Source organism: Martinezella sp. CNPSo 3957 (assembly GCF_057784395.1).
The window spans coordinates 231164-254381 of sequence record NZ_JBXSOU010000002.1; the positions used below are offsets into that span (position 1 = coordinate 231164).

A 23218-nucleotide genomic window follows, 5' to 3' on the forward strand; every position below is an offset into this window, starting at 1 on the left:
GCCATGGCGTCTTCAGTCGCCCATTACATCCTTTTCGCCGCCGATGGCCGCATCCGTCAAAGCGGTCACTGTGATCGGGAAACGTTGCCCCAACTCGCCACCTTATTTGGTGAAGGCTACGCGATCATGGAGGTGCCCGCAGCCGAATACCGGCTTGATATCGACGCCACATCGTATGTGCGTGACGGCGCGATCGTTCCGAAGCGGTCGGCCATTGAGATCACCGAATACACGATTCGGGCTGATGGCATTGAGAAGGTTTGCTTCGCTGTGCCGGCCGGGACCTCGGTCGTTCATGCCAACGAGATCGTCGCGATCGAGGACGGCATTTTCGAGTTCACGACGGACGTTCGCGACGACCACCGCTTTCCCTTCATCGCCGCAGCCGGCTTTCACGATTTCGAGGTGACCATCCATGCTGTTTAACGTGTCGGCAGATCTCCCCCTGGAGCGCGTCCAGGCACAAACAGACATTGACCGACAGGTGAGGCTAGCGCGAATGCTCTTCATCACCGTCATTCCCGGTCAGGAAGCGGTCTATGCGCTGAAACTTCGCGAGGCCGAGCTGATCACCGCCGACCCCCGTCAGGGCGACGGCGTGCCCGAAGGTGAAACGCCGCATATCACGGCCGAGGCTGGCGAAGATGGCATTAGCCGCTTCGAAAAGGCCGTCGAAATTCTAACGCGAGACCAGCACTGGAAGGTCGGCTCGCAGATGATCGAGGCTTTGCGCCGATCGGCGAAAGCCGCTCTTGCCGTCGCCAAAACCGCTCCCGAAATCCGCGCAGCCGCCGAAATCGATTGGCAGGCCGTGCGCGCCTTTGCCCAAGCTTAAACAAGAGGAAGGACTGCCATGTATCGCATAGACAGCATGTATGAACCGATGGTCGAGGCGCTGCTTGCAGCTCGATCGGAGAACAAGGTCGACCGCTGGATGGCCTGCGTTGCCTTCTGGCTCGGCCGGCAGCAGATCTACAATGTTCCGGACTACTGGCTCGCGCTTGCCGCCAAGATTACTTCGAGCCTGCCAGACGCCGATAAGAGCGCCATACTCGATCAGCTGAACAACAAAGAGGCGGCGCTCGTCGGTTCGGCCGTCGATTGGCCCGAGACGCCGGGTAGCCTATTGGCGATCGTCTCGGGTTGGTCCCCCGAACCGCCTCCGGTCGATCTCTACGCTTATGCTGCATCCAAGCGCTACGCCGTCGAAACAGGCGGCATCGTGCTCAATGGCATGCGGGTCATGACCGATCGGGCCAGCCAGTCGCTGATTACCGGAGCCTACAACTATGTGCAGGCGAATCCGGACGTACTGGTGAAATTCAAAACGTCGGGCGGTTTTGTCGAGCTGATGGCCGCGCAGATGACAACGATTGCAAATGCTGTCGGTGCGCATGTACAGGCGGCATTTGCGGCCGAAAATGATGTGAACGTCCAAATCACTGCCGGCATGATCACCACCAAAGCTGGAGTCGACGCATTCGCTTGGCCATCCAATGCCGGTCAGAACACAGATACCTGAGGGGGTTAAGCTTTAATTCGGGTTAAAGCCCCTGCGAGGAAAATGAATTTGGTCCAAGGGATAGGGTAGGGCCGAGATCGCCCCCCGACGCGGTAGATAGGCTAATTTATTGCCTTTGCTGAATAACCAGCGATATGCACGTAAAAGATGTCATGTGTCGATGTAACAGCAGCGACGGGCGCCCATCAGCCAGAACGATAGCGCGTGACATACCTGATACGTGAAAATCCGGGGCTGCTCCGGGTTGGAAGGCCTTTAAAGCTGCAAACGAGTTCAATCCGGCTGCCACGGGCCGGCTTTGCCCAATGACACGGTTTGCAAGCATCACATCCGCATTTGCATCTTCAAATTTGGAATGGAGCATATGGACCACGAGAAATTCTTCTCGGCGATAAGAACGTCATTGTTCAGTGGCCGGCTGTCGACAAATCAGGTCAATGGTCTTGAGGCGATTCTCGCACAATGGATAGCCGAGCCATTCGATCCACGTTGGCTGGCTTACATGCTGGCAACTGCCTATCACGAGACGGGTAAAACGATGCGAGCAATCTCGGAGAATCTGAGCTACTCGGCCGCTGGATTGCGGTCAACATTTCCGAAATATTTCAATCCAGAACAGGCTAAGGCCTATTCCCGCCAGCCGCAGCGGATCGCTAACCGCGCTTATGCGAACCGGGTGGGAAACGGGGATGAAGCCAGTGATGACGGTTGGCGGTATCGTGGGCGCGGTCTCGTTCAGATCACGGGACGGGACAATTATGCCAAGTATGGCATCGCCGATGATCCGGATAGGGCTCTCGATCCTGATAAAGCGGTTGAAATCTTATTTGATGGCATGATCAACGGGCGTTTCACCGGCTGGAAGCTTGCCGATTACTTCAACGCTGTCGGTTCCGATTGGCTCGGTGCGCGCCGGATTATCAACGGCACGGATCGAGCAACCGATATTGCCGGCTTTGCCAGGAAGTTCGCCGCGGCGATTGAGGGTGCTCGATAGATTTGCAGAACACTGGGCTGCGGCCGAATACAGACGATACAAAGGGTGCTGACCTTCTACATCCGTTTCGTGACGGCCTCCCATGAATTCAAAGCTTCAGGCGCCACGCGCTGATGCACAACCCCATCGATATAACGGGAGAATATATGTTCAATACGAATACGTTCCACAATATTCTGAATGTGTTAATTGGGTTATCGGCTTCGATGATCGCTATTCTTCTGGCAACCGGCTGTACCCAGCTTGCCGATGGCACGTTGGAGTGTTCTCAGTCCTTCGTTGGCCCAGGTTTTGCCGCAGCCGCTGTGGCGGCTTTGAGCATGCTGAAAATCATTATCAATATCATGCGGGACGGTATCACGGGTTTGATAAAGCCTCAGCCGCCTGTTGACAAATAAGCTCATTCAGTCGCCGCACGCCATGAATAAGCAGCGGCGGCATTCCAAATCCCAAAATTCGATCGAGAAAAGCGATGACGTTGCACGAATTTCTGGATGCTTTGGGCATCAAGGTCGGAGTTGTCATTGCTGGCCTTTCCGGCGGTATCCTGCGCGGTCTCTCCAGGCGCCGATATACGACGCGAGAGATTGTTGCATCGCCTATTTGCGGCGCGCTTGCAGCAACCTATTTAACGGAGCCGGCGCTTTTCTATCTGCGCGCTATCAACTGGCCTTTACCTCAAGAGGATGTCGCGGCCATGAATGCCACGGCTTTCGTCGTTGGCGTATGTGCCATGTGGATTGCCGACCTGCTTTTTGACGCCATTTCCAGACGGGTTAAGGGAGGGCATGAAAGGACTTAGCGACGATCTCTTATGGGAATAGAGTTGCCGCAACAGCAGGGAGTCTGAACATTTTTGGATTGATATCCGGGCAGTCGCGACTATGTCTTGATTACCTTTCACCAAAGGGAATGGGGGAGCCTTGTGGTTGATTTGTCGGATCGTTTTGCGGTTTCAACCTGGTCCTTGCACCGGGCGCTCGGCGCCACCTATCCCTATAAACCTGACGATCGAGCATACCCGGCTCGCCAATCGACTTACGGGAAGGGTACGATCGAATTGATCGATGTGCCGCAACAATGCGCCGATCATAGCATCTTTCGGCTTGAGATTTGTTCCTTCCACTTGCCGAGTCTCCTTCCCAGCTATCTCCGTGATTTTCGTAAGGCCACGGAGGAGGCCGGCGTAAAGCTTCAGACACTGCTCGTCGAAGACGGAGACCTGAGCAATCCGCAAACCGCTCAGCGCGATGCAGAATGGATGACAGGATGGATCGACGTTGCCGCGGCTCTTGGGGCTGGAAACATGCGTGTTATTGCCGGAAAAGCTCAGCCGACGAATCCAGCTTTGACGCTTGCCGAAACTCATTTGCGGCGGCTGGCTGAATTGACTGCCGCAGCGGGAGTGCGCCTCGTCATAGAGAACTGGTTCGATCTTCTGCCAGGGCCGGCGGAGGTCAATCGGATTCTCGATGCTCTGCACGGTACAGTCGGCCTCAATGGAGATTTCGGCAACTGGGAGCGAGCCGGCAAATACGAGGATCTAGCGACGATCATGGGCCGCGCCGAACTCTGTCATGCAAAGGGGCGCTATTCAGCAGTAGGCCTCGATAAGGAGGATTATGTTCGTTGCATTAAGCTTTCCAATTCCGCTGGCTATCAAGGTCCTTTCACACTGATCTACGACTCCGCTTATCATCAGGATGAATGGTCCGGGATCCTCGACGAGCGAGACTGCATCGCCAGCGTCTTCGAAGAGAAATCGACATAAAATAAGGTCGCTACCGCCACATTTGCAGAGGCGTCACTTGGGGAAATTGTGCTCAGGTTTTGGATATAAAGCTGGATATCCGAGCAACACATCAGTGCAAATCGTAATTATGTAACGCGCCAAGCAACTGATCTTGTGTTTGATAGCCGGCATTATAGAGATCAATGGCCACATTGGCTGCGGACAGACCTTCCTGACTTTGCAATTTGATGCTGCGCTCGGCACACCATGCAAAAAGTGCGCCCGCGAGGACATCGATGTCATCGGGGTAAAGCGGCACATTGACCATCACGGACATTCGCTACACCATTCATGTTGGAGCTTGATATCGATTGGTGAAGGGAACACTGCTTTGGTTTCGGAAATTTGCAACCAAGTTTACCACGCGACGTTAACGGCCGCCTGATTTGGGGCAGCCTCTGTGTCCTAACGTAACACAGGTTCATTATTGGACACATTATTGCTGGTTTCGACGGTCGCCGGGCGGTGCCAGAGAATGGGCGAGCCTATCACCTGTATCGTGGGGTGCGAGCAGCAACACAACGCCAAGCGTAACTGCCAGCGCCACTAAGAGAGATAACACCAGCCGTGGCCGGGACGGCATCATTGATGGATGGGATGCGACGCCTTAACCGCGGCCTCTATCAACTCCTCGGCATATAGGAGTGCCGATGCCGTGTCTTCTCCGTCGAGTTTCAAGTCCTTACACTTACGATGCATAGCTCTGCGAATCTGGGCTAGCAACGCTGCGTCAATATCCACTTCGCCTTCTTCGAATACATGCGTTAGTGCGGACTGGGCAACAATTTCCAGGACTGCAACCCGACCTTCAATTTCACCCATAGAGGGTATCGCGTTCCTCTTCACATGCTGTTTGCAATCGCGATGAGTAGTAAGCATCTCGGTCACCTCCTTCACGAAGGAGGATAACTATCGAGAAAGGAAAAAGTTCGGCCACTTCTCAAAAAAACTGCGCTCTCGCAATGCCCGCAGCCATATTGCTCTGGAGTTATACATTCTCGGCACCCTTTTCACTTCATAGGGCAAAGCTTGGGATCCGATAGTACATCGGCACAGCGGGGTGACCGGCGGAAATCATCGTAATAAAGCGTCCATATGGTGGTATCCGCGGCGCGATATGGGCCGAATTTGAAATATTGATTTTTCCCCAACCCATGATCCGCATGTCCTATATGACCGGTGACAGTAACGATCCATTTATTGTTGGCAAATATCTCAATATGACCCGAGCCATCCGGGCCTGGTTTGCTGTAAATGGCAAAATCGATCCAGCCTGATGCAGGCATCGGCAACTTGTTTCCACGATTTATTACTTTGATCGCGTCTGTGCAGCCTGTAAATTCTTGTCCGTCGGATTCGTCCCAATTGTCATCCGTAGCCACCAATGCGCGCATCTGATTGGTATCGGGACGAAACCAGACCGACGCCTCGTCATTATTGCAGACCTTGCCTTTGTTTCCAGGCTCCTGGTTCTTGATGGGCGCAACGTAGTTGGTTTCCACGGTCGCGAAGAGCTTCCCATTATTGAGCCGCAACGCGAGAAAGGGACTGAAGTCCCCTTCGGCTTTCGGCCCGATTTCCCGCTTCCATTGAGCAATGAGGTAGCGATGGTCGCCAGAGGGTATGGGATCGGCGAACTTTACAGCGAAACCGTACCAAACTCCCTGATTGTATGGCACGCGATATTTAGTGCGCTCCCAGATCTCGGCTCTTTCGCTGCAATTTGTTTTATCCGGCGCGCAGAATGGCCGGACACTTAGCTTCAATGCACCCGCGCCGGTACGTTTTACGTCTGATTGAAATTCGATCGTTCCTGCCTTTTGTTCGGCATTATCGCGATAGTAAAGGTGCCCAGATCGAGCGAAATCCTTGCCGTCGAAACCGTCGCGCAGCACTAATTGCGCTGGACTGTCGGCCAGAGCCGATGTTGTTGCACAGGTGCAGGCCAGTATGGCGGGCAGCGCATATTTTGCATTCATGCTGGAGTATTCCTCTGGCGGGACATTCATAGAGCTTTATCAATGACCTGTTCGCCTCCTGCAAGCAAGCTAGAGCGCCAGCCTTCAAGGCCGGGTGATGGCAGCTTTGTTTCGAAATACGGAAGAGATAGATGGACAAATCGTTCTCTCCGCGTTTCATAGGCGAATACAATTTTTAGAGAAGGTTTCCATGACGATCGACCAGGATCTCGCCCGCATCGAGCTGCAAGAGGAAATGCTGCGTTTCGATGCTTTTGACCTTTCGACCGCGTGGGTGCTCGGTAAGCTGTTGCGCGACCTCGCCAGCGAGCGCAACATGGGCGTTGCCATCGATATCACCCTGCATTCCATGCCCGTTTTCTACATAGCCTTGCCCGGCTCGACACCTGATAATTCCAATTGGATTCGTCGGAAGCGCAATATGGTGCTGCGTTACTTCCGCAGTAGCTACGCCAGTACGTTGCGGCTGCAGCAGCAGGGTAAGACGATCGAGGACAACGGGCTTTCAAGCGCGGAATATGCCGCATCTGGCGGCAGTTTCCCCATTTTTGTCAACGGAACGGGGTGCGTTGGCGCCGTCACCGTTTCAGGTCTGCCGCAGCGGGAAGACCACAATCTTGTTGTGGAAGCCCTGGCTCTCACTCTCGGCCACGAACTTCACAATCTCAGCCTCGCATAGAGGGGCGAAGCGGCGCCGCAAGTCGAGCGGGCGCCGCTGCTGATCTCAGATATTGCCGCCGGCCTCGGCGATAACCTTTGTCAGGCTGCCTGTAGCCGGGAAAAGGGGGATGAGGCAGGCCTGCAAGGCATGATAGATATCGCCCTTGCCAGGGAACAGCGTATGAGCCGGAATGAGATCTTCCGTCAGCTCTTCATGCCAGCCGCCATTGACGCGATCGATAAAGGCTTGGCCGATTACGCTCCAGATCCTGCGGTAGCTTTCTTCGTGAAAATCGCTCGGGACGTGTTCGTTCAGGTAATGAGCGGCACCAGCCCCCTCGCAGGCAGGCCACCAAAGCTTGTTGCGCTTTGCAGGCACATCTTCCCAATCAAGTGTATAGAAGAATCCGCTCTTCTCATTGTCCCAGCCGAGTGACATGGACTGAGAGAAGAGGCCCTTGGCTGCTTCCGGCATCCAGTCGTGCCGCTTTTCCCCAAGCGCCCAAAGCTGCAAGATCAGACGCGCCCATTCCAGCCAATGCCCTGGTGTCGTACCCGACGGGCGAAACATCTCATTGCCGCGGTAATTCTTATCGAGCACCCAATCGGCGTTGAAGTGTTCGGCAACGCGCCAGCCGACGGACCCCGCCAAACGGCGAATGACGAGATCGGCGATGCTTTCTGCTTTTTCGAGATATGTCTTGTCGCCGGTCGCTTCGAAAGCAGCCATCAGCGCTTCCGTCAGGTGCATGTTGGAGTTCTGGCCGCGATAGGTGCCACCGTCGATCAACGACCAATCCCGATTGAATTCCTCGGCAATCGCCCCGTGCTTTGCTTCCCAGAACTTAGTATTCAGAATTTCCGTGACGTCTGCCAACATGCCATCGGCCAGTGGATGGCCGATCGTCTTTGCGGATGAGGCAGCAAGCAGCACGAAAGCGTGGCCATAGCCCTGCTTGCTGGAATCGACGGGGCCGTCATTGTTCAGCGACCAAAAGTAGCCGCCATGCTCGGTGTCGCGATGATGCTTCCATAGATAGTTCATGCCGTGGTCGACAATTTCGTTTGCGCCGGGACGACCGAGCAACGACCCGATCGAGAAGCAGTGCACCATTCGGGCGGTCGAATGAATGCCGCGTGCGGGATTTACCTTATCCAACGGTTTGCCGGCATCATCCATGTCGTGGAAGCCGCCTTTGGGATTGACGGCGCGGTACTGGAAGAAATTGAAAAGCGCATCGGCCTGATCGAGCAACCAGCGCCTGTGGTAGGCGCGGGTGCTCCAGTTTCCGAGAGCTGTGGGTTCAACCTGTATGTTCATGCCGTCCTCCTAGGATTCTCTTCCAGAAGCCGTATAGCGCCGTCCGAAAGCGCTGTCATGGCGTTATGGGATGAAGCTGTGTCGTTACCCCGCGTTGTCCATGGTCGGTCGGCAATTCGTCCGGTCTGCTTTTCCTGAAAGAACACAACTATAGAAGATGCGCGCTTGCGCTGCACCGAACATGAGCGTAGATATGTTGACATAAAGATATCTTTATGTGATCTGGTTGCGGAGTCGCAATCAGGCCAGAGGAATTCGCTTATGTTTGACACTCTTTTTGGTTCCGAGACGACGAAGCGTAATGGCGGCGAGATTTTCGAAGCTTTGCGAAAGGCTGCGAGTGAACGGATACTTGTGCTTGATGGCGCCATGGGCACGCAGATCCAGGGTCTCGGCTTCGACGAGGATCAGTTTCGCGGCCATCGGTTCATCGGTTGCGCGTGCCACCAGAAGGGCAATAACGACCTTCTCATCCTGACCCAGCCCGATGCGATTGAAGATATTCATTATCGCTATGCCAAAGCCGGGGCGGATATCCTCGAGACCAACACCTTTTCTTCCACCCGCATTGCGCAGGCCGACTACCAGATGGAAGGTGCGGTCTACGATCTCAATAAGGAGGGCGCAGAGATCGTTCGCCGCGCCGCAATCCGCGCGGAACGCGAAGATGGTAAGCGACGCTTCGTGGCCGGTGCGATCGGTCCGACCAATCGGACGGCGTCCATTTCTCCTGATGTTAACAATCCTGGCTACCGTGCGGTCACTTTTGATGTTCTGCGCTTGGCTTATGGGGAGCAGATCGACGGTCTGATCGACGGCGGCGCCGATATCATCCTGATCGAGACAATTTTCGATACGCTGAACGCCAAGGCGGCGATCTTTGCCTGCGCGGAGCGCTTCGAGGCCAAAGGTGTTCATCTGCCCATCATGATTTCTGGCACGATCACCGATCTTTCTGGGCGCACGCTGTCAGGTCAGACGCCTTCGGCGTTCTGGAATTCCGTGCGCCATGCCAATCCTTTCACAATTGGCCTCAACTGTGCTCTCGGTGCAAACGCTATGCGGCCGCATCTGCAGGAGCTTTCGGCTGCCGCGGACACCTTCATCTGCGCTTATCCCAATGCCGGTCTTCCGAACGAATTCGGTCAGTATGACGAGACGCCCGAGATGATGGCGGCTCAAGTCGAGGAATTCGCCCGCGAGGGGCTGGTCAATATCGTTGGCGGCTGCTGCGGTTCAACGCCGGAGCATATCGCCGCAATCGCTCAGGTGGTTTCGAAATATCCGCCGCGGCAGCCTGCCGAGCATCGTCCCTTCATGTCGCTCTCGGGTCTGGAGCCATTCGAGCTCACCAAGGATATTCCGTTCGTCAATGTCGGCGAGCGGACCAACGTCACTGGCTCAGCGAAATTCCGCAAGCTGATCACCAATGCCGATTATACGGCGGCGCTTGCCGTCGCCCGCGATCAAGTCGAAAACGGCGCGCAGGTTATCGACATCAACATGGATGAGGGTCTGATCGATTCCGAGAAGGCGATGGTGGAGTTCCTGAACCTCATCGCCGCCGAACCGGATATTGCCCGTGTTCCTGTCATGATCGACAGTTCGAAGTTCTCCATTATCGAGGCCGGCCTGAAATGCGTTCAGGGCAAGCCGATCGTCAACTCCATCTCGCTGAAGGAAGGGGAGGAGAACTTTCTCAAACAGGCGCGGTTGATGCGGATGTACGGCGCGGCGGTCGTCGTCATGGCCTTCGACGAGACGGGGCAGGCCGATAGCTATGAGCGCAAGGTCGAGATCTGCTCGCGTGCCTATAAGCTGTTGACGGAAGTGGCAGGCCTGTCGCCGGAAGACATCATCTTCGATCCGAATATCTTCGCCGTTGCGACTGGCATCGAAGAGCATAACAACTACGGTGTCGACTTCATTGAGGCGACAAGGACGATCCGGAAGACCATGCCTCTGGTCCATATTTCAGGCGGTGTCTCAAACCTGTCCTTTTCGTTCCGCGGTAACGAACCCGTCCGCGAGGCCATGCATGCCGTATTTCTTTACCATGCCATTCAGGCGGGCATGGACATGGGCATCGTCAATGCCGGGCAGCTGGCTGTCTATGACAATATCGATCCGCAATTACGGGACGCCTGTGAGGACGTGGTGCTCAACCGCCGTCCGGACAGCACGGAGCGCCTGCTTGAGATTGCCGAACGCTTCCGCGGTGCCGGCAGCAAGGAAGCCAAGACGCAGGACCTTTCCTGGCGCGAATGGTCAGTCGAGAAGCGGCTCGAACATGCGTTGGTCAACGGCATTACCGAATATATCGAAGCCGATACCGAGGAAGCGCGCCAGGCTGCCGAGCGGCCGTTGCATGTCATCGAGGGCCCGTTGATGGCCGGCATGAATGTCGTTGGCGACCTCTTCGGTTCGGGCAAGATGTTCCTGCCACAAGTCGTGAAGTCCGCTCGTGTCATGAAGCAGGCCGTTGCCGTGCTGCTGCCATACATGGAAGCCGAGAAAGCTGCCAACGGCGGCAGCAGCGAACGGCAGTCAGCCGGCAAGGTGCTGATGGCGACCGTCAAGGGCGACGTGCACGACATCGGCAAGAACATCGTCGGTGTCGTGCTCGCCTGCAATAATTACGAAATCATCGATTTGGGCGTCATGGTGCCGGCGACCAAGATCCTGGAGACAGCCGTAGCCGAAAAGGTCGATATCATCGGCTTGTCGGGATTGATTACACCGTCATTGGACGAGATGGTGCATGTCGCTTCGGAGATGGAGCGGCAAGGCTTCGATATTCCGTTGCTGATCGGTGGGGCCACCACCAGTCGTGTCCATACAGCGGTAAAGATCCATCCGAGCTATCATCGCGGACAGACGGTCTATGTCACGGATGCAAGTCGTGCGGTTGGTGTTGTCTCAGCGCTGCTATCGCCCGATGCGCGGCAAGGCTATATCGACACCGTTCGGGCTGAATATTCCAAGGTCGCTGCCGCGCATGCGCGGAGCGAGGCCGAGAAGATACGCCTGCCGATTGCAAGAGCGCGTGAGAATGCCGAAAAAGTGGATTGGTCGGGCTATAAGCCGGTCAAACCGCAGTTCCTCGGTACCAAGGTATTCGAGAGCTACGATCTGGCTGAGCTGGCGAAATATATCGACTGGACCCCATTCTTCCAGGCCTGGGAGCTCAAGGGTCGTTTTCCGGCAATTCTCGAAGACGAGAAGCAGGGCGAGGCGGCGCGGCAGCTCTATGGCGATGCACAAGCGATGCTCGAAAAGATCATCACGGAAAACTGGTTCCGCCCGCGTGCGGTCATCGGCTTCTGGCCGGCGGGCACGGTCGGCGATGATATCAGGCTGTTCACCGACGAAAGCCGTGATGACGAGCTTGCCACGTTCTACACGCTGCGGCAGCAGCTGTCGAAGCGGGACGGTCGCCCGAATGTCGCGTTGTCGGACTTTGTGGCACCGGTTTCCAGCGGTGTCGGCGATTACGTCGGCGGCTTCGTCGTCACGGCCGGTATCGAGGAGGTGGCCATTGCCGAACGCTTCGAACGCGCAAACGATGATTATTCGTCGATCCTCGTCAAGGCGCTGGCCGACCGCTTTGCCGAAGCCTTCGCCGAGCGCATGCATGAGCGGGTGCGTCGAGAGTTCTGGGGCTACGCTGCGGATGAGAATTTCACGAGCGAGGAGCTCGTTCTCGAAGCCTATGCAGGTATCCGTCCAGCACCTGGCTATCCGGCGCAGCCGGACCATACCGAGAAGGATACGCTTTTCCGCCTACTGGACGCCGAAGCGACAACTGGCGTAAAGCTCACGGAAAGCTATGCGATGTGGCCGGGTTCTTCCGTTTCGGGCATTTATATCGCGCACCCGTCTTCCTACTATTTCGGTGTCGCCAAGATCGAGCGCGATCAGGTCGCAGACTATGCAGCCCGCAAGGGCATGCCCGTGGCAGAGGTGGAGCGTTGGTTAGGCCCTGTCCTCAATTATGTGCCGGAGAAGCGCGAGGCCGCGGTCGACGACGCAGCCTGATCGCGAGTCATGTCAAAGACTTGCGGTGTTTGGCTTAGAATTTGATTCCATATACAAGCGCCACCTCAGCCATTCGGTTGGGGTGGCGCTTTTTTTGATTCTTGGGTTTTTACGGTTTCTCAGGCGTGAGCTAGTTCGCGCCGATCGTCAGTTCCGCGACGAAGTCATAGGCGTCGCCGCGATAGAGCGAGCGAGTAAATTCGACCGCCCGACCCGAACCGAGATAGGAGATGCGCTCGATCGATAGGCCGGCTGCTCCTACGGGGACGCCGAGCAATCCCGCATCGGCCTCTTTCATGTTGGTCGCAGATATGCGCTGAACCGCGCGAACGGGACGTACCTGGCGCTTTTCCAATTCCGCATAGAGCGATGTCGTTACTACCGACGGATCCGGCAGGAATTCACCGGAAACGCTGGCGTGCTCGATCGCGAGCGGCTGATCGTCGGCAATGCGCAAGCGACTGAGGCGCGATACCCGAGTGTCGGCGGCAAGCCCGAGAATCATCATCTCATCGGGGGAGGGCGTATGGATGCCCTTGTGCAGCCATTCCGAACGAGCCGTCATCCCGCGCCTCGCCATGTCCTCGGTAAATGAGGTGAGTTGCGACAGTCGCTGCTCCACCTTGGAAACGGGCTTTGCAACGAATGTACCCGAGCCGTGACGGCGAACGAGAATGCCTTCCGCTACCAGGTCGTCGATCGCCTTACGCACCGTGACACGGCTGACCGCGGCAAATTCGGCGATGTCGCGCTCAGGTGGAAGCGCATCCCCATGTTTCAGCCTACCGACCTTCACGGCCTCTTCAAGCGTGCGTCGCAGCTTGACGTAAAGTGGGCCTGTCCCACCTCCGGAAAGGCGCTCCGGCGAGAAGATCGCGCTCAAATCTTCGGTCATGCCCTGTTTACCTCTCCACCCAGCAGCAACTTCGCCGCCAACTCCACGGCTCCGCGCAGAACGTCCCCTCTTGGCTCCGCGAGAATCGCCTTGTGGCGTTCATCAAGCCAGGGGTGATAGGCTTGGGCAAGGCCGCCGAGAAGGCAGATCGAAGGGCATTCCGGCCAAAGCAGTGCATCCAGGCTTTCGGTTATCGATTTTGCCGCAGTTCTCACGATGTCGATGGCGACCGCATCCTCCATTCCAGCATATTCGAAGATAACAGGCGCGTAGCGGGCAAAATCCTTGGGCTTGGAGGCGTGCGCAAATTCGACGATCCGTTCGGGATCATTACCGTATTCGGCCATGATCGACGCCGTCAGTGCCGAACCCGCCGTCACCTTGTCATGTGCCAAGACAGCTCTCTCGAGCAAATCTCGGCCAAGACGAGCGCCACTTGCCTGGTCGCCTATGACAAAACCCCAGCCACCGATACCCCAAATCCTGCCGTCACGGCGGGCATTGTAGACTGAGCCGGTGCCGAAGGCGCCGATGACGCCATCGGCGTCGCCGAGAGCGCCTTGAAGCGCTGTCGTCGCATCCGTGACAACACGTGTGCTTGCAAAGGGCAGGGCGCCTTCGACCTTTTTGCCGTAGTTGCCGACATTGGCTCCTGCTGTTCCGATGACGGCCGGTAATTCCTGCAGCAGTTCGGGAGCGAGCCCAGCATCGATCAAGGCCTGCTTTGCCGAGGCGACGATATGAATCAGCGAATTTTCCAGATCGGAGAGGATGTTTGCCGCACCCGCCTTGCCGGTACCGAGCACCCGCCCGCTATGATCTATGACAGCCGCTCTGCAACTCGTGCCGCCGCCATCGATACCAATCGCAAACTGCCCCATCATACCTCCGGATGCCGCCTGTTCCCCGTTTTTCATACAATACCAAAAAAATACCATTTACCAATAGGCAGAGCGAGCATTTTTGCTTGTCTTCATCTCATTGAATTACATTGGTAAATTAATGAGCTTCAATCTTTTTGCATTCGAAAGTTAAATTCGGCTGGACAATTGGTATTTTTTTGGACTTAATTCGGAGCAAGGGAACAGTGCAAACGGACATCGGCAAAGCCGGCAGAAAAACAACAGCCGGTAAGTGAGGCGGAAGGGCGTGCATCTCGTCGTTGCGCCAGGCCGTTCGGGATCAGGAGGATCTCGTTTCGACGTTCGTCATAATTTTCCCGCGTGGTTCTTGCTGTGTCTCCGTCTGGTGGCGGCGACGGCAATTAATTGGGCCGATCGGGCACAAAGCCTCTGAAGCCTTTTGCATGGAGGGGTCGGCAATATTGGCGGTCCCTGTGGAGCGCTGACCGTTCCTCGGACAGGCAGCGAATTTCAGACCGAGAACAGCGCCTTGCCATGGCGCGGAAAACAGGAGAGGGAAATGAAAACCAATGTTCTGAAAGGCTTGCTTCTTGCATCGAGCCTGCTGACCTCGGTCAGCCTGGCGCATGCGGCCGATGTGACGCTGACGGTTGAAAGCTGGCGTAACGACGACCTGCAGATCTGGCAGGAAAAGATCATCCCGGCTTTCGAAGCGAAGAACCCGGGCATCAAGATCGTCTTCTCGCCGACGGCGCCAACCGAATACAATGCATCGCTGAACGCCAAGCTCGACGCCGGCTCTGCGGGCGACATCATCACCTGCCGTCCGTTCGATGCTTCGCTCGACCTCTTCAACAAGAAGCACCTTGCTGATCTAACGAGCCTGAAGGGCCTGGAAAATTTCTCGGCTGTCGCCAAGGCTGCATGGTCGACCGACGACGGGAAATCCACCTTCTGCGTGCCGATGGCGTCCGTCATCCACGGCTTCATCTACAATAAAGACGCCTTCGACAAGCTCGGGCTGAAAGTGCCGGCGACGCGTGACGAGTTCTTCGCCGTCCTCGACAAGATCAAGGCCGATGGCACCTACATCCCGATGGCCATGGGCACGAAGGATCTGTGGGAAGCCGCAACCATGGGCTACCAGAACATCGGCCCGAACTATTGGAAGGGCGAAGACGGCCGTAAGGCTCTGATTGCTGGCAAGGAAAAGCTGACGGACGCCCCGTGGGTCGATCCTTACAAGGAACTGGCCAAGTGGAAGGCTTACCTCGGCGACGGCTTCGAAGCTCAAGGCTACGCCGACAGTCAGAACCTCTTCACGCTCGGCAAAGCTGCGATCTATCCGGCCGGCTCGTGGGAAATTGCTCTCTTCAACACCCAGGCGCAGTTCAAGATGGGTGCATTCCCGCCGCCGGTCGCCAAGGCTGGCGACACCGCCTATATCTCCGACCATCCGGATATCGGTGTCGGCTTGAACACGAAGAGCAAGCATCAGGAAGAAGCCAAGAAGTTCTTGAGCTGGGTCGCTTCCGACGAGTTTGCCAACATCTATGCCAACTCACTGCCCGGCTTCTTCAGCCTGAACTCGCATCCGGTAAAGATGAGCGATGCACTTGCGCAGGAATTCGTCTCCTGGCGTGACAATCACAAGTCGACCGTTCGTTCTACCTATCAGATCCTGTCGCGCGGTAAGCCGAACCTGGAAAATGAGACCTGGACCGAATCCGCAAACGTGATCAACGGCACGGACACTCCGGAACAAGCTGGCGAGAAGCTCCAGAAGGGCCTCGACAGCTGGTACAAGCCGGGTAAGTAAGCATTGCATGACGCGGGCGAGGGGCCTTCCAGGCTCCTCGCCCTTTTCATTGTTTGATAATCGAACCGGCGATCGCCTCGCCATTGCATTCGACACACCCGATGCCGTTTCACTTCGGCCATAAGCCGTAACTGCGGGTGGATTTGAACCTTAGAGCTGCTGCGTCGGCATGCAGCCAAGAAAAACAGGCAGAAAGCCATGAGCGACGCTGCGACATCAGATGCCCTTGAGGTCATGCCGATCCGGCGCTCCAAACGCTGGCATATCCTCGTCTTCTTATTCCCGGCCTTTGTCGTCTATACGGCGGTTATGATCCTGCCGCTGATCGAGACCTTGCGGCTGTCGCTTTACAATGTCGTCGACAATCAGTCCGTCTTCGTCGGCCTGAACAATTTCAAGGTTTTGTTCGGCGACGAACGCTGGTCTCACGATTTCTGGAACGCGCTGCGCAACAACCTGATCTTCTTCGCCATTCACATGTGCGTGCAGAATCCGATCGGTGTGGCTTTGGCTGCACTCCTGTCTCTGCCGAAGCTGCGCTTTGTCGCCTTCTACCGCACCGCCATCTTCCTGCCGACGCTGCTTTCCTTCGTCGTCGTCGGCTTCATCTGGAAGCTGATCCTCTCGCCGCTCTGGGGTGTTGCGCCCGAGCTTCTGAACGTCATCGGTCTGAAATCGTTCTTCGCCCCGTGGCTCGGCAGGCCGAGCACGGCGTTGATCACCGTCGCGCTGATCTCGGTCTGGCAATATGTCGGCATCCCGATGATGCTGATCTATGCGGCACTGCTCAACATCCCCGAAGAGGTCATCGAGGCGGCCGAATGCGATGGCATCACCGGCTGGAGCCAGTTCTGGAAGATCAAGTTGCCGTTGGTATTACCGGCGATCGGCATCATTTCGATCCTCACCTTCGTCGGCAATTTCAATGCGTTCGACCTGGTTTATACCGTGCAGGGCGCCTTGGCTGGGCCGGATGGCTCGACGGATATTCTCGGCACGCTGCTCTACCGCGTCTTCTTCGGCTTCCAGCTGCAGCTGGGCGACCGCTCGATGGGCGCGACGATCGCGACGGTGATGTTCCTGATCATCCTGGCCGGTGTTTCCTTCTATCTTTTCATCGTCCAGCGGCGCATCCGCCGCTATCAGTTCTGAGGAGCGCGACCCATGTCCAAGGCACGCACTTCCCTTGTCCGTACCGGCTTCGTCCATCTGGCGCTTATTGCCTATACGCTGGTTGCCATTTTTCCAGTGTTTTTGACCGTCATCAACTCCTTCAAGGATCGCGCCTCGATCTTCCGCGCACCCTTGAGTGTCCCGACGCCATCCTCTTTCAGCATGATCGGCTACGACACCGTTCTGAAGCAGGGGGATTTCCTGACCTATTTCCAGAACAGCTTCGTCGTCACCATCGTCTCGATCATCCTGACATTGCTATTTGGGGCGATGGCCGCTTTTGCGCTGTCGGAATACCGCTTCCGCGGCAATACGGTGATGGGCCTCTATCTGGCGATCGGCATCATGATCCCGATCCGTCTTGGTACGGTCGCGATCCTGCAGGGCATGGTGGCTGCCGGCCTCGTCAACACGCTGACGGCGCTGATTCTCGTCTATACGGCGCAGGGTCTGCCGCTCGCGATCTTCATTCTCTCCGAGTTCATGCGGACGGTTTCCGACGACTTGAAGAATGCCGGCCGTATCGACGGTCTCAGCGAATATGCCATCTTCTTCCGTCTCGTCCTGCCGCTCGTCCGCCCGGCCATGGCGACAGTTGCCGTCTTTACCATGATCCCGATCTGGAACGATCTTTGGTTTCCGCTGATCCTCGCGCCGAGCGAAGCGACCAAGACGGTGACGCTCGGATCGCAGATTTTCATCGGCCAGTTCGTCACCAACTGGAATGCGGTGCTGGCGGCGCTGACGCTCGCCATCCTGCCGATCCTCATCCTTTACGTCATCTTTTCGCGTCAACTCATTCGCGGCATTACCTCCGGAGCAGTCAAGTGAGCGCATCCGAAAAGCCGATCCGCGTTCTCGTCGCCGGCCTTGGCAATATGGGCCGCAGTCATGCGCTGGCCTATCACAACAATCCGGGTTTCGAGATCGTCGGCCTCGTCAATCGTTCCAGGCCGGAGCTGCCCGAGGAACTGCGCGGCTATACGATCCATGCGGATTTCGAGGTGGCATTGAGGGAGCTGAAGCCGGATCTTTGCTCCATCAATACCTATTCCGACAGCCATGCTGATTTCGCCGTCATGGCTTTCGAGGCGGGTTGCCATGTCTTTGTCGAGAAGCCGCTGGCAACTACGGTGGAAGATGCCGAGCGCGTTGTCGCCGCTGCCAAGAAGGCCGGCAAGAAGCTGGCGATCGGCTATATACTGCGTCACCATCCCTCATGGATGCGGTTGATCGCCGAAGCCCGCAAGCTCGGCGGTCCCTATGTGTTCCGCATGAACCTCAATCAGCAATCGAGCGGCCCGACCTGGGAGACGCACAAGGCACTGATGCGCACGACCTCTCCGATCGTCGATTGCGGCGTGCATTATGTCGACGTCATGTGCCAGATCACCGACGCCAAGCCCGTCGAGGTGCGCGGCATGGGCCTGCGGCTGTCGCAGGAGGTGAAGCCCGACATGTATAATTACGGCCACCTGCAGGTGATCTTCGAGGACGGCTCAGTCGGCTGGTATGAGGCCGGCTGGGGACCGATGATTTCGGAGACGGCTTTCTTCGTGAAGGACGTGATGTCGCCGAACGGCTCAGTTTCGATCGTGATGGATCAGAACGCCAAGTCCGACGATATCGACATGCATACGAAGACGTCGGTCATCCGGCTGCATAGCGCCGAAACAGGGCCGAATGGCCAATTCATCCGGCCGGATCAGGATCTGCATATGGATGGCGAACCGGGCCATCAGGAGCTCTGCGACTTCGAGCAGGCCTTCATGCTGAAAGCCATCCGCGAGGATCTCGACCTCAATCGCCATATGGCAGATGCCGTTCAATCGCTGCGCATATGTCTTGCCGCCGATGAGAGCGTGCGCACCGGCAAGCCTGTTTATCTATAAGGACAAGAGACTGTGGGATCGCTTCAACTGAAATCCATTCGCAAGGCCTACGGTACGCATGATGTGCTGAAGGGCATCGACCTCGAGGTGAAGGATGGTGAGTTCGTCATCTTCGTCGGGCCCTCAGGCTGTGGCAAGTCGACCCTTCTGCGCAGCATCGCCGGCCTCGAGGACGTGACCTCCGGTGCCGTGCTGATCAACGGCCAGGATGTGACGGTCACGCCGCCGGCCAAGCGCGGCATCTCGATGGTGTTCCAGTCCTATGCGCTCTATCCGCATCTGACCGTCAAGGACAATATGGGTTTGGGTCTCAAACAGGCGGGCACTGTGAAGGCCGAGATCGATAGCCGTGTGGAGAAGGCGTCGGGCATGTTGTCGTTGGCGCCCTATCTCGGACGCCGCCCGTCAGAGCTTTCCGGCGGTCAGCGCCAGCGCGTCGCCATTGGCCGGGCCATCGTTCGCGAGCCGGAACTCTTCCTGTTCGACGAGCCGCTGTCGAATCTTGATGCGGCGCTGCGCGTGCAGACGCGTCTGGAGATCGCCCGGTTGCATCGCAGTCTCAAGGCTACGATGATCTACGTTACCCACGATCAGGTCGAAGCGATGACGCTTGCCGACAAGATCGTCGTGCTCAATGCCGGTGCGATCGAGCAGATCGGTTCACCGATGGAGCTCTACAATCGTCCGGCCAACACCTTCGTGGCCGGCTTCATCGGCTCGCCGCAAATGAATTTCATCGCGGCTGAGCGTCTGGGCGAAAGCGGCGCCAAGACCGTCGGCATTCGCCCCGAACATATCACGCTGTCGCGCGATCAGGGCACCTGGGCAGCTAAGGTCATCCATGTCGAGCATCTCGGCGCGGACACGATCATCTATCTCGAATCCGAGACCACCGGCCTTCTCACTGCGCGTCTCTTTGGGGAGCATCAATATGAGCCGGACGAGATGGTCTATGCGACGCCGGATGCGAGCCAGATGCATCGTTTCGATGCGAACGACAAGGCAATCCGGGCGTAAATGGCCCGCCGAGGCGGAGCCGCAAGCTTCGCCTCGGCTATTTCCTTCATCGCGTGAATTGCATCGTCATTCGCCTTGCCGCTGCGAAGAATTGCCGGCCGTCAGAGCGGCCCGCTCAATGACTTCGGCTATGTAGACGGAAAGGGCGGGATCGGAGACGGCGCGGGCAAGCGTCAGACCACCGCTCAGCGTTGCGAGAAGAACGATGGCGCGATCCTCCGCCGTTGTTTCGCCAGAGTTTGTGCTTTCCGGCAGGCCGGCAGCGACATCGGCGATCAACTTTCTCAACTCTACCGTATAGACGCGGCGTGTTTCTTCGTCGGCACGCATCACGTCGGGGGAAAGGCTCGGCAACGTGCAGCTGTCACCGAGATCGCAGGTCCGCTTGTAGCCGAGATAGAAGCTGGCAAGCGCCTTCAACCAATCTTTAGGCTGGTTTTCCCTGAGTGCCAGGATTCCTTGACGCAGCTCTTGCAAGCCTTCCACGACGGCTGTGCGAAACGCTTCGCTCTTGGACTTGAAATGTCCGTAGAAGGCGCCGTTGGTAACGCCGGCCGCCTTGGTCAGAGCATCGATGCCAGCGCCGCCATAGCCTTCCTTGCGAAATACCTGCCCCGCGGCCGCGACGACACGCGTCCGGGTTTCTTCCTTGTGTTCGGCGCTATAGCGCATTGTCGCCTCCATTGAGAGTGATCCCTCTTTATTGCTTGCATAGAGAGCGATCGGTATGTATCGTTAAAGAGTGATCGGTATATATCAATTGCCGCCACAGGTCCAACAAGGAGATGTTCCAATGCCCATTACGCTCACCGTATCCGAAGGACTGCTTTCATCCGAAGCGCAGGCGCAAGCCTTTGCCGGATTGACGGATGCAGTCCTCGATGTTGCCGGCTTGGCCGGGAATGAATTCATGACGGCCAATGTCATCGGGTCGATCAATGTGCTTCCGGCCGGCCATGTGCTGGCGGCCGGAAGGCCTATTGCCGCGGCCTTCATCGAACTCAAGCTGCCCGAAATCGCACTCGCGACCGCCGAAGCCAAGCGTGCTTTCATTGCAAGGGCGACCGATGTCGTCGAGCGGGCGGCCGAAGGGCGGATCAAGCGTGAGCATATCTGGTCGAATATAGTCTATGCGCCTGAAGGTGCTTGGGGCATTGCGGGGGAAAGCTACAGCAATGCCGATCTGGTCAGTGCCATTGCGAGCGCTGCAGCGCCTGAGATCGAAGCTCATCGCGCTTGAGATGAGGTAATTGGTATCAATACCGGGCGGCCGCGTGGGCCGCTCGTTCGACAACAAGGGAGGCAGGAAATGCAACTCGCTAATTATCTGTTTTTTACGACGCATTGCGACGAAGCCCTCGCTTTCTATACGGCCTGCGGGCTGGGCCGAGTGACGCTGTTGATCCGTCACGGTACGGAGGGGATACCGCTTGCCAACGAAGCGATGCGGGGCAGGGTAATGCACGCTCGCTTTGAGGGACCAGGCGTCTTGTTCTTCGCCTCTGACAATCATGATGCTGAGCCGATGCGAGGTTCCGCTCATATGCTCATGGTGGATGACCGAGAAGGTACCGACAGGATTTTTGCCCGATTGGCTGAAGGCGGCGCGGTGACGACGCCGCTCGCTGTTCAGCCTTGGGGCAGCTACTACGGCAAGCTGACGGATCGGTTCGGCGTGCAATGGATGGTGGATTGCGAGCAGTAGCGGGATCGCGATTGGCACGAAGTGCCAGATAAATACTCCAGTCGTCCGGACGAATTCACGCGACTGTCATGAAGCTGCGCTATCTCAAGTTTAGTCCACTCCTACAGCGAGCACATCATGGCAAACGCAGCAATGACTTACGCCACCTGGCACAAGGATCCGCAAGGCGATACGAAAATGGCGGAATCCCATAGTCCCTATTGGCGGCATTTCATCGAGACCGTGCCGGAGCGCGATTTTTCCTCGAAGGCGATCCTGGATTTCGGCTGCAACCGCGGCGGTTTCCTGCGGCTGCTTTATGCCATGCGGCCGTTCCGACGCGGCGTCGGCATCGATATCGCTTCGGAGTCGGTGGCTGCTGCCGTCGAAGCCGCAGGCAACATGCCGCTGCAGTTTCATGTGGCGACCGACCTGTCGTCCTTCGCCGATAGTTTCGATGTCGCTTTCAGCTATGAGGTCATCTATCTGTTGCCGGAGCTGAAACAGCATGCGGAACAGATGTTCCAAGCCTTGCGCAACGGCGGTGTCTACTACGCCGTGACCGGCTGCCACAATGAAATGCCGCTTTGGCCGAAGTGGCTCGAGCTGATCGGCAACAACAGCAATGCGCCGATGCAGGATCGGTCTCCACAGGATTACATCGATACCTTCGTTGCTACTGGCTTCGACGTATCCGTCAAGCGTTTCGGCTATGACGGCTTCGTGCATGCATCGAAGGACCGGAAATATTATCCGAGCATTCTCGATGCATTGAGCTACCCGGCCGAATACAAGCTATTGTTCCGGATCGAGAAGCGCGTCTGACATGGAGACGATCGATCGCAAGGGCGGCAGCGCCCTCTGGTACCAGATCGGTGAGATCCTGGCCGCTGATATTGCCGCCGGGACTTTTGCCCCGGGGACGAAATTGCCAGCCGAGCCGGAGCTTATGCAGCGTTTCGGCGTCAGCCGTTTTACCGTGCGCCAGGCACTGGGACACTTGGAGCAGCGTGGATTGGTCCGCGCCGAACAGGGGCGCGGAACCTTCGTTCATAGGGGCGTGCTCGACTATACGCTGTCGAAACGCACCCGCTTCCACAAAAATCTGATCGAGCAAGGTTTCGAACCGGGCGGCGAGCTGCTCGTTCACGAGATCGTGCCGGCGACCGAACGCGTCGCGGCCTATCTGAAGATCGCAATCGGCGCGCCCGTCATCCATCGTCGCGGCGTCATGACGGCCGACGGCATTCCGGTGGAATTGGGCGATTCCTATTATCCTGCCGAACGTTTTCCCGATTTCGACAAGGCTAGATTACAGCATTCGACAATTTCGGCGGCGCTCGCCAGCTACGGTGTCACCGACTACGAGCGGTTATCGACGGAGATCGAGGCGCGTATGCCGACGGTCGACGAAGCGCGGATCCTGCGCCAGCCGAAATCCGCGCCGCTGCTGGTGACGCGCAAGGTGGATGCGGATACCGACGGAGTGCCGATCACCTATTCGGAATCGGTTTGGCCGGCCGAGTGCACCACATTCAATCTCGATCTGCGGTGAGAATGCCCGGC

25 protein-coding genes are annotated in these 23218 nt (G+C 57.0%); 18 read left to right on the top strand and 7 right to left on the bottom strand.

What is annotated here, in order from left to right:
- Window positions 1-3 precede the first annotated feature (3 nt).
- The 7 genes from AC13QE_RS06315 (at window position 4) to AC13QE_RS06345 (ending at window position 4290) form a co-directional block, all read left to right on the top strand.
- On the top strand, window positions 4-426 hold the full coding sequence (locus AC13QE_RS06315; protein ID WP_488483053.1) for a hypothetical protein: 423 nt from the start codon (window positions 4-6) through the stop codon (window positions 424-426).
- A gap of 73 nt (window positions 427-499) precedes the next feature.
- Window positions 500-835: a hypothetical protein gene (locus tag AC13QE_RS06320; protein WP_488483054.1), complete on the top strand. Its 336-nt coding sequence runs from the start codon at window positions 500-502 to the stop codon at window positions 833-835.
- An 18-nt stretch (window positions 836-853) separates the two neighbouring features.
- Entirely contained in the window at window positions 854-1522 is a 669-nt protein-coding gene (locus AC13QE_RS06325; protein WP_488483055.1) for a DUF4376 domain-containing protein, read from the top strand.
- A 364-nt stretch (window positions 1523-1886) separates the two neighbouring features.
- On the top strand, window positions 1887-2519 hold the full coding sequence (locus tag AC13QE_RS06330; protein WP_488483056.1) for a hypothetical protein: 633 nt from the start codon (window positions 1887-1889) through the stop codon (window positions 2517-2519).
- Window positions 2520-2665: 146 nt separating this feature from the next.
- Window positions 2666-2917, top strand: a complete 252-nt coding sequence (locus AC13QE_RS06335) for a hypothetical protein (protein WP_488483057.1) — start codon at window positions 2666-2668, stop codon at window positions 2915-2917.
- A gap of 74 nt (window positions 2918-2991) precedes the next feature.
- On the top strand, window positions 2992-3321 hold the full coding sequence (locus tag AC13QE_RS06340) for a hypothetical protein (protein WP_488483058.1): 330 nt from the start codon (window positions 2992-2994) through the stop codon (window positions 3319-3321).
- Window positions 3322-3444: 123 nt separating this feature from the next.
- Window positions 3445-4290 (top strand): sugar phosphate isomerase/epimerase family protein, encoded by an 846-nt coding sequence (locus AC13QE_RS06345; RefSeq protein ID WP_488483059.1) that lies wholly within the window; start codon window positions 3445-3447, stop codon window positions 4288-4290.
- 91 nt (window positions 4291-4381) lie between these two features.
- Here the strand turns inward: AC13QE_RS06345 and AC13QE_RS06350 are convergent, their stop codons facing one another.
- From AC13QE_RS06350 to AC13QE_RS06360, 3 genes are all read right to left on the bottom strand, one after another.
- Window positions 4382-4588 carry a hypothetical protein gene (locus tag AC13QE_RS06350; protein WP_488483060.1) on the bottom strand — a complete coding sequence of 69 codons (207 nt, stop codon included), beginning with the start codon at window positions 4586-4588 and terminating at the stop codon, window positions 4382-4384.
- Between the two features lie 305 nt (window positions 4589-4893).
- Window positions 4894-5190 (bottom strand): hypothetical protein, encoded by a 297-nt coding sequence (locus AC13QE_RS06355; RefSeq protein ID WP_488483061.1) that lies wholly within the window; start codon window positions 5188-5190, stop codon window positions 4894-4896.
- Window positions 5191-5321: 131 nt separating this feature from the next.
- Entirely contained in the window at window positions 5322-6290 is a 969-nt protein-coding gene (locus tag AC13QE_RS06360) for a polysaccharide lyase family 20 protein (RefSeq protein WP_488483062.1), read from the bottom strand.
- A 190-nt stretch (window positions 6291-6480) separates the two neighbouring features.
- On the opposite strand from AC13QE_RS06360, the gene AC13QE_RS06365 reads away from it, so the two are divergent.
- A complete protein-coding gene (locus AC13QE_RS06365; RefSeq protein WP_112334401.1) occupies window positions 6481-6969 on the top strand; it encodes a heme-degrading domain-containing protein in 489 nt (162 codons plus the stop codon).
- Window positions 6970-7014: 45 nt separating this feature from the next.
- Here AC13QE_RS06365 and AC13QE_RS06370 read toward each other — a convergent pair whose 3' ends face one another.
- Window positions 7015-8271 carry an AGE family epimerase/isomerase gene (locus AC13QE_RS06370; protein ID WP_488483063.1) on the bottom strand — a complete coding sequence of 419 codons (1257 nt, stop codon included), beginning with the start codon at window positions 8269-8271 and terminating at the stop codon, window positions 7015-7017.
- Between the two features lie 261 nt (window positions 8272-8532).
- On the opposite strand from AC13QE_RS06370, the gene metH reads away from it, so the two are divergent.
- Entirely contained in the window at window positions 8533-12309 is a 3777-nt protein-coding gene (gene metH, locus AC13QE_RS06375) for a methionine synthase (protein ID WP_488483064.1), read from the top strand.
- Between the two features lie 130 nt (window positions 12310-12439).
- Here metH and AC13QE_RS06380 read toward each other — a convergent pair whose 3' ends face one another.
- Window positions 12440-13204, bottom strand: a complete 765-nt coding sequence (locus AC13QE_RS06380) for a GntR family transcriptional regulator (protein ID WP_015340412.1) — start codon at window positions 13202-13204, stop codon at window positions 12440-12442.
- The gene (locus AC13QE_RS06385) at window positions 13201-14085 is read right to left on the bottom strand and encodes a glucosamine kinase nucleotide-binding domain-containing protein (protein WP_488483065.1); all 885 of its coding nucleotides are present in this window, start codon (window positions 14083-14085) and stop codon (window positions 13201-13203) included. The genes AC13QE_RS06380 and AC13QE_RS06385 overlap by 4 nt, the downstream gene beginning before the upstream one ends.
- A gap of 541 nt (window positions 14086-14626) precedes the next feature.
- On the opposite strand from AC13QE_RS06385, the gene AC13QE_RS06390 reads away from it, so the two are divergent.
- The 5 genes from AC13QE_RS06390 (at window position 14627) to AC13QE_RS06410 (ending at window position 19968) form a co-directional block, all read left to right on the top strand.
- Window positions 14627-15886 carry an ABC transporter substrate-binding protein gene (locus AC13QE_RS06390; protein WP_488483066.1) on the top strand — a complete coding sequence of 420 codons (1260 nt, stop codon included), beginning with the start codon at window positions 14627-14629 and terminating at the stop codon, window positions 15884-15886.
- 198 nt (window positions 15887-16084) lie between these two features.
- Window positions 16085-17038 (top strand): carbohydrate ABC transporter permease, encoded by a 954-nt coding sequence (locus AC13QE_RS06395; protein ID WP_112334409.1) that lies wholly within the window; start codon window positions 16085-16087, stop codon window positions 17036-17038.
- A 12-nt stretch (window positions 17039-17050) separates the two neighbouring features.
- On the top strand, window positions 17051-17890 hold the full coding sequence (locus AC13QE_RS06400; protein WP_075850967.1) for a carbohydrate ABC transporter permease: 840 nt from the start codon (window positions 17051-17053) through the stop codon (window positions 17888-17890).
- Window positions 17887-18951, top strand: a complete 1065-nt coding sequence (locus AC13QE_RS06405; protein WP_132717035.1) for a Gfo/Idh/MocA family protein — start codon at window positions 17887-17889, stop codon at window positions 18949-18951. The genes AC13QE_RS06400 and AC13QE_RS06405 overlap by 4 nt, the downstream gene beginning before the upstream one ends.
- Window positions 18952-18963: 12 nt before the next feature.
- Entirely contained in the window at window positions 18964-19968 is a 1005-nt protein-coding gene (locus AC13QE_RS06410; protein WP_488483067.1) for an ABC transporter ATP-binding protein, read from the top strand.
- Between the two features lie 66 nt (window positions 19969-20034).
- Here the strand turns inward: AC13QE_RS06410 and AC13QE_RS06415 are convergent, their stop codons facing one another.
- The gene (locus AC13QE_RS06415) at window positions 20035-20640 is read right to left on the bottom strand and encodes a TetR/AcrR family transcriptional regulator (RefSeq protein WP_132717033.1); all 606 of its coding nucleotides are present in this window, start codon (window positions 20638-20640) and stop codon (window positions 20035-20037) included.
- A 121-nt stretch (window positions 20641-20761) separates the two neighbouring features.
- On the opposite strand from AC13QE_RS06415, the gene AC13QE_RS06420 reads away from it, so the two are divergent.
- From AC13QE_RS06420 to phnF, 4 genes are all read left to right on the top strand, one after another.
- Entirely contained in the window at window positions 20762-21208 is a 447-nt protein-coding gene (locus AC13QE_RS06420) for a tautomerase family protein (protein ID WP_132717032.1), read from the top strand.
- A 69-nt stretch (window positions 21209-21277) separates the two neighbouring features.
- Window positions 21278-21673, top strand: coding sequence for a VOC family protein (locus AC13QE_RS06425; RefSeq protein WP_488483068.1), 396 nt, complete (start codon window positions 21278-21280; stop codon window positions 21671-21673).
- 117 nt (window positions 21674-21790) lie between these two features.
- On the top strand, window positions 21791-22477 hold the full coding sequence (locus AC13QE_RS06430; RefSeq protein WP_488483069.1) for a class I SAM-dependent methyltransferase: 687 nt from the start codon (window positions 21791-21793) through the stop codon (window positions 22475-22477).
- 1 nt (window position 22478) lies between these two features.
- Window positions 22479-23207, top strand: coding sequence for a phosphonate metabolism transcriptional regulator PhnF (gene phnF, locus AC13QE_RS06435; protein ID WP_132717029.1), 729 nt, complete (start codon window positions 22479-22481; stop codon window positions 23205-23207).
- Window positions 23208-23218: the final 11 nt, after the last annotated feature.